Annotated in this window: 13 protein-coding genes; 10 read left to right on the top strand and 3 right to left on the bottom strand. The window is 30.8% G+C overall.

Annotated elements, in window-relative coordinates:
• The first annotated feature begins 25 nt into the window (after positions 1 to 25).
• The 10 genes from CELLY_RS13095 (at position 26) to CELLY_RS13140 (ending at position 12,903) form a co-directional block, all read left to right on the top strand.
• Entirely contained in the window at positions 26 to 1,294 is a 1,269-nt protein-coding gene (locus tag CELLY_RS13095) for an N-acetylmuramoyl-L-alanine amidase family protein (protein ID WP_013622162.1), read from the top strand.
• A gap of 33 nt (positions 1,295 to 1,327) precedes the next feature.
• The gene (locus CELLY_RS13100) at positions 1,328 to 2,293 is read left to right on the top strand and encodes an MlaD family protein (protein ID WP_013622163.1); all 966 of its coding nucleotides are present in this window, start codon (positions 1,328 to 1,330) and stop codon (positions 2,291 to 2,293) included.
• A gap of 17 nt (positions 2,294 to 2,310) precedes the next feature.
• Positions 2,311 to 3,645 carry a 4Fe-4S dicluster domain-containing protein gene (locus CELLY_RS13105; protein ID WP_013622164.1) on the top strand — a complete coding sequence of 445 codons (1,335 nt, stop codon included), beginning with the start codon at positions 2,311 to 2,313 and terminating at the stop codon, positions 3,643 to 3,645.
• Positions 3,646 to 3,664: 19 nt separating this feature from the next.
• Positions 3,665 to 4,456 carry a (Fe-S)-binding protein gene (locus CELLY_RS13110; protein ID WP_013622165.1) on the top strand — a complete coding sequence of 264 codons (792 nt, stop codon included), beginning with the start codon at positions 3,665 to 3,667 and terminating at the stop codon, positions 4,454 to 4,456.
• Between the two features lie 68 nt (positions 4,457 to 4,524).
• Positions 4,525 to 5,007, top strand: coding sequence for a hypothetical protein (locus CELLY_RS13115; protein ID WP_013622166.1), 483 nt, complete (start codon positions 4,525 to 4,527; stop codon positions 5,005 to 5,007).
• Positions 5,008 to 5,095: 88 nt separating this feature from the next.
• Complete coding sequence (locus tag CELLY_RS13120; protein WP_013622167.1) at positions 5,096 to 8,032, top strand: serine hydrolase domain-containing protein; 2,937 nt, start codon at positions 5,096 to 5,098, stop codon at positions 8,030 to 8,032.
• Positions 8,033 to 8,050: 18 nt separating this feature from the next.
• Positions 8,051 to 9,196: an N-acetyl-alpha-D-glucosaminyl L-malate synthase BshA gene (bshA, locus tag CELLY_RS13125; RefSeq protein ID WP_013622168.1), complete on the top strand. Its 1,146-nt coding sequence runs from the start codon at positions 8,051 to 8,053 to the stop codon at positions 9,194 to 9,196.
• Between the two features lie 110 nt (positions 9,197 to 9,306).
• The gene (locus tag CELLY_RS13130) at positions 9,307 to 10,488 is read left to right on the top strand and encodes an OmpA family protein (protein ID WP_013622169.1); all 1,182 of its coding nucleotides are present in this window, start codon (positions 9,307 to 9,309) and stop codon (positions 10,486 to 10,488) included.
• 20 nt (positions 10,489 to 10,508) lie between these two features.
• Positions 10,509 to 11,957, top strand: a complete 1,449-nt coding sequence (locus tag CELLY_RS13135; protein ID WP_013622170.1) for an MBOAT family O-acyltransferase — start codon at positions 10,509 to 10,511, stop codon at positions 11,955 to 11,957.
• Positions 11,958 to 11,961: 4 nt separating this feature from the next.
• Positions 11,962 to 12,903, top strand: coding sequence for a hypothetical protein (locus CELLY_RS13140; RefSeq protein ID WP_013622171.1), 942 nt, complete (start codon positions 11,962 to 11,964; stop codon positions 12,901 to 12,903).
• A 22-nt stretch (positions 12,904 to 12,925) separates the two neighbouring features.
• On the opposite strand, the gene CELLY_RS16930 is transcribed toward CELLY_RS13140, so the two are convergent.
• Genes CELLY_RS16930 through CELLY_RS13160 form a run of 3 tightly spaced genes read right to left on the bottom strand, consistent with a single transcriptional unit; the run spans position 12,926 to position 16,342 of the window.
• Complete coding sequence (locus CELLY_RS16930; RefSeq protein ID WP_013622172.1) at positions 12,926 to 14,674, bottom strand: NeuD/PglB/VioB family sugar acetyltransferase; 1,749 nt, start codon at positions 14,672 to 14,674, stop codon at positions 12,926 to 12,928.
• A gap of 20 nt (positions 14,675 to 14,694) precedes the next feature.
• A complete protein-coding gene (locus CELLY_RS13155) occupies positions 14,695 to 15,300 on the bottom strand; it encodes a sugar transferase (RefSeq protein WP_013622173.1) in 606 nt (201 codons plus the stop codon).
• Between the two features lie 7 nt (positions 15,301 to 15,307).
• Positions 15,308 to 16,342, bottom strand: coding sequence for a hypothetical protein (locus CELLY_RS13160; protein WP_013622174.1), 1,035 nt, complete (start codon positions 16,340 to 16,342; stop codon positions 15,308 to 15,310).
• Positions 16,343 to 16,362: the final 20 nt, after the last annotated feature.

Raw genomic sequence — 16,362 nt, forward strand, 5'->3', positions numbered from 1 at the left:
ACGCATTAGAATAAATTTAACCTAAATGAATAAAACATTTAATAATTATATATTAAAATTTAACAGCTTTTCATCAATTAGACTATTGCTGCTTACTTTTTTACTTTCATCTTTTAGCATTAATTACAATTCTACTACAGCACAAGATAAATTTGTAGTTGTTTTAGACGCTGGTCACGGTGGTCATGACCCAGGAAACTTGGGAAATGGTTACTTAGAAAAAAATATAGCATTAAATATTGTTTTAAAGGCAGGGGAGTTATTATCTCAAAACCCAAACATTAAAGTAATATACACCAGAAAGGACGATACTTTTGTAGATTTGTTTGAGCGCGGAGAAATAGCCAATAAAGCAAATGCAGACTTGTTTGTTTCTGTACATTGTGATTCTCACACATCAGATGCTCACGGTGCGGGTACTTTTGTTTTAGGGTTACACGCTAATAAGCAAAATTTTGAAATTGCTAAAAAAGAGAACTCTGTTATTTATTTAGAAGACAATTACCAGGCTAAATACTCTGAGTATAATATAGATTCTCCAGAGTCTGTAATTGGTTTAACTATAATGCAAGAAGAGTTTTTAGACCAAAGTATTGCTTTGGCAAAATTGTTGCAAGATAAGTTTTCTAACAAATTAAAAAGAACAGACCGTAAGGTTAAACAAGCTGGGTTTATAGTGTTACACCAAACCTTTATGCCTAGCGTTTTAATTGAAACAGGTTTTTTAACCAATAAAAATGAAGGTGCTTATTTAAATTCTAGATCTGGGCAATTAGAAATGGGAACTGCAATAGCAGAGGCTGTTGTTGGTTATATGGATCAGTTGGTGGCTAATGCTTTGGCAGCTACTGGTAATACGCCAGAGCCAAAAGTAACCAAAGAGGTTGTACCAACTACTGTTAAAAAAGAAGTAGAAGAAGTTATAGAAAAAGATGTAGTAGTTACTAAAAAGCCAGCTATTAAGGAACCTGTAATAGTAAAAAAAGCACAAGAAGAAGCTAAAACAACCTTAGCAACAACAAAAAAAAGTACTATAGAATTTAGAGTGCAGCTTTTTGCAAGCGGAAAATCTATACCTTTAAAACCAGATAATTTTAAAGGACTTAATGCGTTAACAAAAGAACCAGTTAATAGTTTATTTCGTTATATGACAGGTAACGCTAAAACGTATTATGATGCTAAATTAATAAAGAGTAATGCAGATATAAAAGGATACACATCTTCTTACATAGTTGCCTATAAAGATGGCAAGCGTATTAATGTAGAGGATGCTATTAAACAATTAAAAGAATAATTCTAATTAAATTTAGAGTAAAACATATTTCTATTGAAACTATCTAGAGAATTAAAAACAGGAATAATTGTTATTGGCGGAATATTGCTATTTATATTAGGTTTTAGCTACCTAAAAGCAACGCCGTTGTTTGATAATAGTAAAACATTTTATGCAGTTTATGATGATGTTGGAGGTCTGCAACCAGGTACGCAGGTTTCTATAAACGGATTTTCTGTAGGTAAGGTAAATGACATTAGGTTTAAAGATAAAACAGGAAAGTTAATGGTAACTTTTACTGTAGATAGTGATTTTCAGTTTTCTAAAAATAGTATAGCAGAATTGTATGATACTGGTATTATTGGAGGAAAAGGAATTCAGATAATACCTGTTTTTGATAACGCAAAAATGGCAGAGTCTGGTGATACTTTGGTGACTAAAACAAAACCAGGGTTAACAGATCTTGTACAACAAAACCTAGCACCATTGCAAACAAAGGTAGAAGGAGCTATTTCTAATGCAGATTCACTTTTAATAAATGTAAATGATGTTTTAGATGCTAAAACAAAAAAGGATTTACAAAGTAGTATAGCTGGTTTAAATGATTTAATAAAGAGTTTTAAAGTAACTACAAACTCTTTAAATAGTTTAATGGCCAATAACAAAGAAGATTTAGAAAGCTCTTTGGCTAATATAAAAAAAATAACAGATGATTTTGCTAAAATATCTACCTCATTGTCTGAAGCAGAGCTAGATAAAAGCATTGCAGGATTGCAAAAAACGGTTGCCAACTTAGATAATTTGCTAACTAAAATAGATAAAGGTGAGGGTTCATTAGGAAAATTAATGAACAATGAAGAACTTTACAACAATCTGGCAGGCGCATCTAAAGAGTTAGATTTACTATTACAAGATTTTAGATTAAACCCTAAACGTTATGTAAATGTTTCTGTTTTTGGTAAAAAACAAAAAGAATATACATTACCAGAAAATGACCCTGCAGATACTTTAAAAAACTAAATAACTAACTATTATATATGGATTACCTTCCCAACATTATTTTCTTACTAGTATTAGTTGCTGGTATAGGATTTTTTGCTAAAAACGTAAAAGCACTTTCTCGTAATATTAAATTAGGGAAAGATGTAGATGTAAGTGATAACAAACCACAACGCTGGAAAAATATGGCGCGTATTGCATTAGGACAAACCAAAATGGTTGTGCGTCCTGTTGCAGGTATTTTACACATTGTTGTATACGTTGGTTTTATAATTATTAATATAGAAGTGCTAGAAATTATTTTAGACGGATTGCTTGGTACACACCGTATTTTTGCGCCATTAGGTGTTGTTTATGATGTGTTAATTGGTTCTTTTGAAATTTTAGCGTTTTTAGTAATTGTTTCGGTTGTTATCTTTTGGGTAAGAAGAAATGTTATAAAAATTCAACGTTTTTTAAAGCCAGAAATGAAAGGTTGGCCTAAAAAAGATGGTAACCTTATATTGTATATAGAGTTTGTTTTAATGACGCTTTTTTTAACAATGAATGCAGCAGATTTTCAATTACAAACTATAGATGCACTACACTATGTTAAAGCAGGGTCATTTCCTGTTAGTCAGTTTATAGCTCCAATTTTTAGCGGTATGTCAGAGGCTAGTCTAATAGTTGTAGAACGTTCTGCATGGTGGTTGCATATTATTGGTATATTACTTTTCTTAAATTACCTTTATTATTCTAAGCACTTACATATTTTATTAGCTTTCCCTAATACATACTACGGAAAAGTAAAGCCAAAAGGACAATTAGATAACCTTGAAGCAGTAACAGCAGAGGTTAAAATGATGATGGATCCAGATGTAGACCCATTTGCAGCACCTGCTGAAGGAGCAGATGAGGCTGCTGAACCAGATAAATTTGGTGCATCAGATGTTACAGATTTAAACTGGGTACAGTTGTTAAATTCATATACCTGTACAGAATGTGGTAGATGTACTAGTGAGTGTCCTGCAAACCAAACAGGTAAATTATTATCACCAAGAAAGATAATGATGGATACCAGAGATAGGCTTCAGGAAGTAGGTAATAATATAGACAAAAATAAAGGCGAGTTTGTAGCAGATGGCAAACAATTGTTGGGAGATTATATTACAGAAGAAGAGCTATGGGCGTGTACATCATGTAATGCTTGTACAGAGGCTTGTCCTGTTAGTATAGACCCATTATCTATAATTATGGATATGCGTCGTTACTTGGTAATGGAGCAGTCTGCAGCACCATCAGACTTAAATAATATGATGGGGAATATAGAAAACAACGGAGCGCCTTGGCCATTTAATCAAATGGATAGGTTAAACTGGAAAAACGAATCTTAAATAGAAATCCAAAATATTTATGAGTAACGAATTAAAAGTGCCAACAATGGCAGAGTTATTTGCCGAGGGTAAACAACCAGAAGTTTTATTTTGGGTTGGATGTGCAGGAAGTTTTGACGATAGAGCAAAAAAAATTACCAAAGCATTTGTAAAAATTTTAAATAAAGCAAACGTTAGTTTTGCTGTTTTAGGAACAGAAGAAAGCTGTACAGGTGATCCAGCAAAAAGAGCAGGAAATGAATTTTTATTTCAAATGCAAGCAGTTACCAATATAGAGGTAATGAATGCTTATGAAGTTAAAAAAGTAGTTACAGCTTGTCCGCACTGTTTTAATACTATAAAAAATGAATACCCTGGTTTAGGTGGTAATTATGAGGTGGTACACCATACTCAGTTTTTAAAAGATTTATTGTCTGAAGGTAGAATTACTATGGAAGGCGGACAGTATAAAGGAAAACGTATTACTTTTCATGACCCTTGTTATTTAGGTAGAGCAAATGGTGTTTATGAAGCACCAAGAGACCTAATACGTAAGCTTGATGCTGAACTTGTAGAAATGAAAAACTGCAAGAAAAAAGGATTGTGTTGTGGTGCTGGTGGAGCGCAAATGTTTAAGGAACCAGAAAATGGTAACAAAGATGTTAATGTAGAACGTACAGAACAAGCTTTAGGTACAAAACCAGAAATTATAGCCGCAGGTTGCCCTTTTTGCAATACAATGATGACAGACGGTGTTAAGAGTAAAGAAAAAGAAGGAGAAGTAGAAGTTTTGGATATTGCAGAACTTATTGCTAATGCAGAAGATTTGTAAAATAATCTTTTAGGTAGATTGGAAGTTTTATAAAAAATAAACGTCTATTTACTTTTAATAAAATAATTATGCTAGTAGATTTTAAAGATTTGCCAGATACATCTCGTATTTGGATATACCAGGCCAATAGGTCTTTAACTCCAGAAGAGTTAGCTGAGATAAAAGAGGGTTTAGATGCTTTTATAGTAGATTGGACTGCTCACGGTAGTAACCTAACTGCAGGTTATGAAATAAAATACAAACGTTTTATAGTATTAGGTTTAGATCAAACCAATGCTTCGGCAACAGGTTGTTCTATAGATGCTTCAGTACGTTTTATTCAAAGTTTAGAGCAAAAATATAATATAGATTTGTTAGATAAGATGAACGTGTCTTACAAACAAGGAGAATTTGTAGCTTACAAAACTTTGGTAGACTTTAAAAAGATGGCTAAAAATAAATCGGTCTCTAAAAAAACTATTGTATTTAATAACCTTGTAGCTAATAAGCACGAGTATTTAAACCACTGGGAAGTTCCAGCAGAAGAAAGTTGGCACAGTAGGTTTATGTAATATAAAGTTCCCCAAATCTTTTATACTTACTAAGTAAAGTTCTTAACCTACAGATTTACTTAAAAACAAACCTGTTTTACATTCGTTTATGCGGTTATTAGTTTCATTTTCTTTATTTTTTTTTAGTTTTTTAGTAGTTAATGCTCAAGAGTTAGATTCTTTGGTTACTACATTAGATCCCTTATTAACAAAGGATTCTATTTTACAAAAAAAATGGGTAGATGCGCAGTACAATGCAATGACTTTAGATGAAAAAGTAGGGCAGTTGTTTATGGTTAGTGTTGCATCAAACCAAAATAAACAGCAAACAGATAAAATAAAAGAGCTTATAGTTAAAGAAAATATTGGCGGTGTCATTTTTTCTAAAGGCGGACCGGTACGGCAGGCTAAATTGACTAATAGTTATCAAAAAGCAGCAAAAATACCTTTATTAATAGGTATGGATGCAGAGTGGGGTTTGGCAATGCGTTTAGACTCTACTTATGCATTTCCTTGGAATATGACTCTTGGTGCCATTAAAAACAATGCAGTAGTAGAAAAAGTAGCAGCGCAAATTGGTAAGCACTCTAAACGTATGGGTGTGCACATTAATTTTGCTCCTGATATTGATATAAATACAAACCCATTAAATCCAATTATAGGAAATAGATCTTTTGGAGAAGATAAGAGAAATGTTGCAAAAAAGGGAATAGCCTTTGTAAACGGGTTTGAAAAAGCAGGTATATTGTCTAGCGGTAAGCACTTTCCTGGACACGGAGATACAGCAACAGATTCTCATAAAACATTACCTGTAATCAATTTTAGTAAAGAAAGGTTAGATAGTATAGAGCTTTATCCGTTTAAAGAACTAATTAACCACGGAAAATTAAGTAGTGTAATGGTAGCGCACCTAAATATTCCAAGTTTAGAAACTAGACCAAATTACCCTTCTTCATTATCAGAAAACATAGTAACTAATTTATTGCAAAAAACACTACAGTATAAAGGGTTAGTTTTTACAGATGCCTTAAATATGAAAGGTGTTGCTGACCATACAGATCCTGGAGACGCAGATTTAACAGCTTTTATGGCTGGTAATGACATTTTATTAATGCCCTTAGATGTAGCAAAAGGAAAAGAAAAAATAATTGAAGCCTATAATTATGGGGTTATAACTGAAAAGCGTTTAGCACATTCAGTAAAAAAAATATTAAAAGCAAAGTATAAAGCAGATTTACATAACCACAAGTTGTTAAGTCTTAAGAATTTGTATGAAGATTTAAATACATTAAGTAATGACTTAGTGTATGAAGAGGCAATAGAAGAGGCTATTACAGTTGTTAAAAATAAGTTAGATCTTTTACCAGTTGTTAAATTAGAAAACAAAAAAATAGCTTATTTAAGTTTAGGAGATGCTTCTGGCGAAGATTTTTTACAGGAGCTTAAAAAATACACTACAGTAACAGAAGTAAAGGAAGATAATCTTCAAATTTTACTTCAAAAGTTGCAGCAGTACAACCTTATAATTATTGGGCATCATAAAAGTAATGGTAGTCCTTGGAAATCGTATCAATTTTCAACTAAAGATGCCGAAATTGTAAAAGCAGTTTCAGCATTAAGAACATCAAATTCTATTTTAGTAAATTTTGCTAAACCCTATACACTTTTAAACAAAGATTTGTCTACAATTGACGCTGTTGTTTTGGGGTATCAAAACAGTGCTATAGCACAGCAAAAAACAGCACAAATGCTTTTTGGAGCTATAGGAGCAAAAGGTAGTTTACCAGTTTCTATAAGTAATACTTATCCGGTAGGGACAGGAGTAAAATTTGAATCATTAAAAAGGTTAGGGTATGATTATCCTGAGCGTGTAGGCTTAAGTACATATGGTTTACAAAGAATAGATACATTGGTATCTGCAGGTATAGACTCTTTAATGTTTCCAGGAGCACAGGTTTTAGTAGCTCGTAAAGGAAAAGTAGTTTACCATAAAAGTTTTGGAAAACCCACATACGAGTCTAATGAAAAAATAACAAATAATTATATATATGACCTTGCCTCTGTTACCAAAATTTTAGGAACACTACCTATGATTATGAAAATGGAAGAAGAGAATAAAATAGCGTTAAATAATACGTTTAAAGATCTAATTCCGGAATATGCAGATACAGAGTTAAAAGATGTTACGGTACTAAAAGCTTTGTCTCACTACGGTAGGCTACCAGCTTGGATTGCTTTTTATGTAAGTACTTTAGACGATCATAGAAAACCCTCTAGAGAATTTTATAGCAGTAAAAAGTCAGATGACTATCCGTACAAAGTTTTTGATCATTTATATTTAACAAAAGCTTATAAAGATTCAATTTACAATAGAATTGGTAGGCAAGACCTAAAATCTAATAGGTATAGATATAGTGACGTAGGCTACTATGTTTTTAAAAAATATATAGAAGATACTTATAATGATGATTTAGACAAGTTGGTAGATAATTTTTTGTACCAACCAATAGGAGCAAACCGTACAGCATACAACCCTTTAGAGAAGTTTTCTAAAGATATGATAGTGCCATCAGAAAAAGATAATTATTACCGTTACGCAACCGTACAAGGATATGTACATGATATGGGAGCAGCTATGCAAGGTGGAGTAGGAGGTCATGCAGGTTTGTTTAGTAACGCTAATGATGTGGCTAAAATTATGCAAATGTACTTGCAAGGTGGTTATTATGGTGGTAAACGGTACTTTAACGAACGAACAATAAAGAAGTTTAATACATGTTACTTTTGTGATGAGGATGTCCGTAGAGGTGTAGGCTTTGATAAGCCACAGTTAAAAGGATCTGGTTCTACTTGTGGCTGTGTTTCCAGAAAAAGTTTTGGACATAGTGGTTTTACAGGTACTTATACATGGGCAGATCCAGAAGAAGAAATAGTGTATGTATTTTTATCAAACAGAACTTATCCTACCCAAAACAACAATCTTTTAGTTAAATCTGGGTTAAGAACCAGAATTCAGCAGATAATTTACGACGCTATACTAAATTAAAATATTAATTTTGCTAGAATGAAAATAGCTATAGTTTGTTACCCAACCTTTGGGGGAAGTGGTGTAGTTGCCACTGAGTTAGGAATTGCCCTTGCAAATAGAGGTCATGAAATACATTTTGTAACTTATAGACAGCCAGTTAGGCTAGAGTTGTTAAACGAACGTATACATTTTCATGAAGTAAATGTACCAGAATATCCATTATTTAAATACCAACCTTACGAGCTTGCTTTGTCTAGTAAGTTGGTAGATACGGTTAAGTTCTTTGGAATAGAAATGTTGCATGTACATTATGCTATTCCGCACGCATATGCAGGCTATATGGCTAAAAAAATGTTAGAGGAGGAAGGTATTTATATACCAATGGTAACTACATTACACGGTACAGACATTACCTTGGTAGGTAAGCATCCGTTTTACAAACCAGCAGTAACATTTAGTATAAATAAGTCAGAAGTTGTTACTTCAGTTTCAGAAAATTTAAAACAGAGTACATTAGATCTTTTTCACATTAAAAAAGAAATAAATGTAGTACCTAATTTTATAGATAAGAGCAATTATAATGCAGATTATACAGATTGTCAACGTTCTTTAATGGCTAATGATGATGAGCGCATTATAACACATATTAGTAATTTTAGAAAAGTTAAGAGAATACCAGACGTAGTTCAAATATTTAAAAAAATTGTAGATGTAACAGCTGCCAAATTAATTATGGTAGGTGAGGGGCCAGAAAAGGCTAAGGCAGAACAATTGGCAGAAGATTTAGGAATAAAAGATAAGGTGGTATTTTTAGGTAATAGTAATGAAGTAGATCGTATTTTATGTTTTACAGATTTGTTTTTATTGCCCTCAGAAACAGAAAGTTTTGGATTAGCAGCTTTAGAAGCAATGATGCATAGAGTGCCTGTAATATCTAGTAATACTGGAGGTATACCAGAAGTTAATGTAGATGGTGTTACTGGGTATATGAGCAATGTTGGAGACGTAGATAGTATGGCTTTTAATGCACTTAAAATTTTAAAGGATGATGAAACTTTAAATACCTTTAAAGACAATGCAGAAAAAGAAGCTCATAAGTTTGATATAGTTAATATTCTTCCGCTTTATGAAAACATCTACCAAGAAGCCTTTAAAAAGTACTACAAAAATACACATCAATAAGTTTTGTTAAAAGCTGTTTTACATCGATGAAAGCTACTGTTTACACGATTTTATTGTGCGTAGTTTGGTAACAAGATAACTTCGTAATCTTATTTTGGGAAAATTAGATTATGAAAAAGATTAAGGTTAGTTTATTTGTTATTTTATTACACACTGTAGGCGCTATTTGGGCTCAAGATTTACAACTTACAGCAAAAGATAGCATAGTTAAAAATTCTTGGATGTTTGGCCTAGGATATAACTTTGTAGATGATTCAGGAGATGTTTTTGATGAATTATTAGATTTAGATAAGCAATGGAATGCAGTAGCTTTTCCTTCTAGGGTTAGTATTGGAAAATATTTTAATAGTGGAATTGGTGTTGAAGCTATAGGAAGTTATAATAAATATAAAGTAGGTAAAACAGTAGACGGGGCAGTAAACCTAGAGGAGACTGATTATTTTGCTATTGATAGTAGAGTAAGTTACGATTTAAATAAAATTATAGGAGAAACCGCTTGGTTTGATCCTTACATTGGTCTAGGTTTAGGCTACACAGATGCAAACAACAAAGGAAGAGGTACTTATAATGGAGTTGTAGGTTTTAGAACTTGGATTACAGAACGTATTGGTTTAGACTTTAACTCTTCTGGTAAGTGGGCAATGGATAAAGGTGATGGGGCAACAAATCATTTGCAACATGCAGTTGGTGTTGTATATCAATTTAAAGCAGAAAAAGGTCTTTCTAAAAAAGGGTTAGAAAAACAAGCTCAGATAGAAGAAATTTTAAAAGAGCAGCAACGTGTTGCAGATTCTATAGCAGCAGCTAAAAAGCAAGAAGAAGAGGCTAGGTTGCTTGCAGAGCGACTTAAAAAGGAGCAAGAAGCATTACGTTTAGCAGAAGTAGAAAAAGAGAAAGCTGCAGCAGAAAAACAAAGAAGAGAAGATTTACAAGCAAAAATTAATAGTTTTGGTAGTATAAACTTTGCCTTAAATAGTTCTTACTTAGACAGTAGAACAAAAAAAACATTAAATTCTATTGCAGAGTTATTACAAGAAAACCCAACTGTAACGGTTAAACTTGGCGCTTATACAGATTCTAGAGGTACAGACAAATACAATCTTTGGTTATCTCAACGTAGAATGCAAAGATCTTTAGATTTCTTGGTGTCTAAAGGCGTGTCATCAGAAAAAGTAAACGCTACTGCATTTGGCGAAGAAGAACTTTTAAATAATTGTGAAGATGGTGTTTATTGCACAGAACAAGAACATAAAATAAACCGTAGAATAGAAATTACAGTAGATAAAATATAGTAACCTAAACCAACATTTAAATGCTTTTTAATTCCATTGATTTTGCTATTTTTTTGCCAATAGTGTTTTGCCTGTATTGGGTTGTAGTAAATAAAAACTTACAATTACAAAACTTTTTGCTATTAGTAGCAAGTTATGTGTTTTATGGTTGGTGGGATTGGCGATTTTTATCCTTAATAGCATTTAGCACCTTGGTAGATTATTCTCTAGGTGTTTTATTAGGTAAAGAAGAAAAGGAAACTAAACGTAAAGTTTATTTATGGACTAGTATTATTGTTAATTTAGGTTTTTTAGGTTTTTTCAAATATTATAATTTTTTTGTAGAAAGTTTTGTAGATGCATTTACTTTTTTTGGACAAGAAATAGAGATAGGTACTTTAAATATAATATTACCAGTTGGTATTAGTTTTTATACTTTCCAGACGTTGAGTTATACAATAGATGTATACAAACGTAATTTAGAACCAACCAAAAAGTTTATAGCTTTTGCTGCTTTTGTTAGCTTTTTTCCGCAATTAGTTGCTGGTCCAATAGAAAGAGCTTCTAATTTACTACCTCAAATACTCAAAAAAAGAAGCTTTAATTATTGCGAAGCTAAAGATGGGTTACGCTTAATGTTATGGGGTTTGTTTAAGAAAGTGGTAATAGCAGATTCTTTATCGCCCATAGTAAATGATATTTTTTCTAATTATAGTACCTTATCTTCTCCGGTATTAATTATGGGGGCTATTTTCTTTGCTTTTCAGATTTACGGAGACTTTAGTGGGTATTCAGACATAGCTATAGGTACGGCTAAATTATTTGGTATAGAGCTAATGTCAAACTTTAAATTTCCATATTTTTCTAAAAATATTGGAGAGTTCTGGAGACGTTGGCACATTTCTTTGTCTACTTGGTTTAGAGATTATTTATATATTCCTTTAGGAGGCTCTAGAGGGTCAAAATTAAAAGGTATTCGTAATGTCTTCGCTATTTTTATAGTGAGCGGGTTTTGGCATGGAGCCAATTGGACGTTTATTTTTTGGGGTCTTTTTCATGCATTGTTGTTTTTACCAAGTTTTATTTTGGGAACTAACAGAAAGTATGTAGAAATTGCCAAGTCAGGTTTTAACATTGTCACAGCTATAAAAAATGTTTACCGTACAGTATTGACTTTTGCTCTTGTAACCGTTGGTTGGGTTTTTTTTAGAGCAGAAACTATAAGTGATGCTTTCACTTATTTAAAGCGTATTGTGACAGTTTTTTCAGTGGGCGATTACAGTCATCCTAATGGTTATAGATTAATAGATTACCTATTATTGTTACTGTTTTTTGTTGCGTATGAATATATTATTAGAAATAAAGAGCGTAATCCTATAAGTTTTAAAAATAAATATGTTAGGTTACTTGTATATATTTTGCTTGTATTTTTAATGCTGTTATTTTATGATGATGGAGTAGATAGATCATTTATTTATTTTCAATTTTAAGGGTATGAAAAAAGTTATATTAAAGGTCATTCTGTACGTAATCATTATATTACTTTCATTAGAGTTACTAGTAAGAATATTTCATTTGCATAATGAGCGACCAGAAAGGTACTTAGATGAATATGGAGTAGAAAAATGGGTGCCAAACCAAAATGGATATTCGGTTACAGGCAACAGAAAACAAAATGTAGGAGAATATAGAATTAATAATTTTGGATTCAATTCTGTTTATGATGACTATATAGTATCTAAAGATAGTATAGAGGTGGCTATTATTGGCGATTCATTTATAGAAGGGTTTCATCAAAACTACACGAACTCTATAAGTAGAAAAGTAGAAAAAAAAATAACAGATATTAAAGTTTTAGAGTTTGGTTACGCAGGTTATAACTTATCTGAAGAATTTAATCTTATACAATCTTATGAACACTTATTTAAAGATATAGATAAGGTGTTTATTTATATGAGGTATACAGATGATTTGACGGTAGGTGAGTACAAAGTATCTAGTAGACTATCTTTAAATACCCCTTTAAACAGGTTATTAAAAAAGAGTAAATTAATAGTATATGCAAAAGATATTGGCTTGTTTGATCCTGTGAAAAATAAAATAACCTCTACTATTAATTTTGTAAAAAGAGTAAAGCCTAATCCAAAAGTTGAAGTTAATAACGATTCAATTTATTTAGCTAACTTTAAAAAATTAGTTAAAACATATAACTACAATAAAGAAAAAAATGTTTTATTGCTAGATTATAGCCTTTGTTCCAAGGACTTTTTAGAATATTTACGAAGTAATGATTTTAAAAGTATAAATTTTAATTCTGATTTTAAAAAAGATTCCAGGCCAAAAACTTTAATTTATGACCAGCATTGGAACAATTTGGGAAGAGAAATTATTGCTAATGAAATTGTAGAATATCTTAAAAAAGAAAATTTAAAATAAAAAAGCCCCTGTAAGGGCTTTTTTATTTTCTGTAAGCAGGAAAGAAATCATTACAGTTATCATCGTTAAAATTTTGATCTGTAAAATCTACGTTGTTTCTTAAACATAGGTCTCTGTATACATTTTTATTTATGATTTTTCTTCCGGTGTAAAATTGTGTATCTTCATCTTTTGGGAAAAACATTTTTTTACTTTTATATAAAGAGTCACCATCTAATTGTCCTCCTCCTAAAACGTAATAATTTTTCTTATTTTTTACAGCCCACTTAAGTATTTCTACTCTTAGAAAGTCATTTGGTCTATCTGAAAAATATTCAGCTCTAGTTCCTCCTAAAAAGGCATATAAGGTTTTATTATTTATTATTATCAATTCTGCAGAAACAGCAGTGTTGTTTATGTAATCTAAAGCAATTGAAAAGCTGTTAGGGTTAGAGTGTATAATGCTTTCAAAAAATTGTTTGGGAAAATAGTATATTTCTTTAGCATTATTTCTTTTCATAGTTTCAATATATATATTATGAAAATCAGAAATAATGTTATCTGTTATTTCTTCTCCTCTATAGATATTAAATTTAATATTGCTTTTTAAAGCTCTTCTGTAATTATTTCTAACTTTTTTAGAAAAAGAAGTCCAATGGTCTTCTTCATTAGATTTTACTTTTCCTTTTACATTTAATAGACTTTTTATTAAGGTGCCTGAATAATTAATGTGGTTTTTAGTTAAACTAAATCTAACAAATTCTGATACAACGCTATTGTCTAGGTACCATTTATCAACTAAATCCCAAAATTTAGTTAATTTATTTACATCTATATCGCAATTATAAAGTGGACCTCCATAGCCATAAGGAGTAATAACGTCAAAATAAGAACTGTTTTTAATAGACCTTATATAAAAAGGCATAATAACTATAGGCTTTTCATTTTCTTCAAAAACAAAATATCTTAATTTATCTGACTTTGTTTCAAAATAAATAAGATACTCGTAGGAATAGTAAATGTTATTTTGAAAGTGAGTTTTTAATAGTTTTTTGTAGCTCTTTACCTTTTTTAAATTGTTAAAATTACAAACACTTATTTTAAAAGGTTTTTCTTCTATAATTTTGTTTGCGCTTTGTTCTTTTGTTTCCATTACCCTAAGTGTTTTAGCTGGTAAACCAGCAACAATATGATGTGGGGGAACATTTTTTATAACAACTGCACCACAACCAACAATTGTGTTTTTGCCAATGTCAGAAACACCGGTCATAATGGTTGAGCTTATGCCTAAAAAGGCTTTTTCATTTATAGTTATATTAGCACCAACATTAACGCCAGTAGATATAAATACACCTTTTTCTAATAGTGTGTGATGAGCTATTTTACTCCCCATGCTTACTATTACATAATCTTTAATTTTGGCATGTGGCATTATAATAACACCTGGTAGCAAATAAATGCCTTTGCCTTGTATGCAATCTTTATCGTAAATTACAGACTCATGTATAAAGTTAGGTATTTCATACCCAAAGTCATACAGTTTTTTTAAATATTTTGTTCTTATTTTATTATCGCCAATAGGGCAAAAAATACAGTCAATTTTATTTTTCACCTCATTAGTAAGTAAATCTTTAAAGGTGCCTAAAATAGGAGTATTATGTACTAATTTTCCTTTATTGTCTTTATTATCGTCATAAAAACCAACAATATTAAAGCCTTGTTCTTTTAGATAGTTTAAAAATACCTCTCCATAAGATCCGGCACCAAGTATTACAGCGTTTTTATTTTGCATTAGGGGATGTTTTTAGCAAATTAATTTTTAGTACCTGTGAAAGTAGTCATGTTTAAGTTTTCGCTATTATTAACACCTTCTTTAAAAAGAACTTTTTTAACAGTTAAGGCTAAAATTTTAATATAGAGCAATATAGATTTGTTTTTTACAAACCAAACGTCTAACTCAAATTTCTTTTCCCATGATATGGCATTTCTGCCATTAACTTGTGCCCACCCGGTAATACCAGGTTTAACATTATGGCGTTGTTTTTGAAAATCATTATATAGCGGTAAATATTGTACAAGCAATGGTCTAGGTCCAACTAAACTCATATCTCCTTTAATCACATTTAATAGCTGTGGTATTTCATCTAAAGAAAATTTTCTTATTGTATTTCCAAATTTAGTAACTCTTTGTTCAAAAGGTAAAAACTCTCCATTTTCATCTTTTTTGTCATTCATAGATTTAAATTTAATAACCTTAAATATTTTTTCATCTTTACCGGGCCTTGGATGGTAAAAAAATACTTTACGATCATTGGTTATAAATAAGTATATGTAAACAAATATGAAAAATGGGGATAGTAAAACTAAACCTGTTATAGCAAAAATGATATCAAAAATTCTTGTAATAAAATTATACATAGTCTTTTTAGTGTATATTGTTAATTGTATCTATAATATGTCTCATATGTCCTTTATTGTATCTAAAATCTATATGAATATTTAAAAGATATGACCATTCCTCTCTCTCTTTATTATGTGGCCAAAGTTCAGATGGGTAAATGTAATTAGAAATAAGTGTTTTTTTTACCTTGTCAAATTCTTCTCTGTTTTTAAACAGTAGTTGTAAACCAAATGTACAATCAGTTTCAGAGCTTAATATTTTAAAATTTTTATTAGTATTTAAACTGTTTAAGAGTATTTCTAAGTTATTTTTTTTATAAGTTTTGTAATCTTTATTTATAAAAAGAGCTATTAAATCTTCATTTTCTTTAGTTAATTTTATTGGAGCATACTGTTTGTGTAAATATTGTTCAGATTGGTTAATAAGTTGTAAAAAATCTTTAGTTTCAATTTTATTTTTAATAAAATCACTTTTTAAACTCATTGCCAATTTTACCTTATCCCAGTTTTCATAAAAATCATTATCTTCAATTAAATTACTTTTATAGCGGATATTACTTTTTGGCTGCCATAGTATACCACCTAATGGTATAGGGAGTGTTTTTCTTAATGAAGCAACACAATAGTCTGCCGTACTGTTTAAGCAACTAGAACTTTGCCATCCGTGAGAATGATCTTCTATAAAAATTGATTTGGTAATTAGTTTTGGAATATTATAGGTGTAAATACCCCAAAAATTGTTTAAAATTACAATATCATTAGGGTTAGAAAAACTATGTAAATCTAAATCTTTAGCGGAAGAAAATGGATCTATTTCATATAAATGAATGTTGGGATAACATTCTTTTAGCCAACTGGTAACATGTTGACAGTAGTATTTAGGTAACCAAATTTTAGAGATGTCTTTAGATAAACTTATTTCATCAATAATAAATTTAATAGCATGTCTTCCTGTGTAAAACAGTTTGTAATTGGTAATATATTTATCAAGATTAAAATCCTTAATATCATCAGGTTCTACGTGATGAAAAAATGAACCAATGCCAGCTTTATTATTCATTAAGTACTCTAGTTTTACAC

This window comes from Cellulophaga lytica DSM 7489 (assembly GCF_000190595.1).
In the GTDB taxonomy this organism is placed as follows: domain Bacteria; phylum Bacteroidota; class Bacteroidia; order Flavobacteriales; family Flavobacteriaceae; genus Cellulophaga; species Cellulophaga lytica.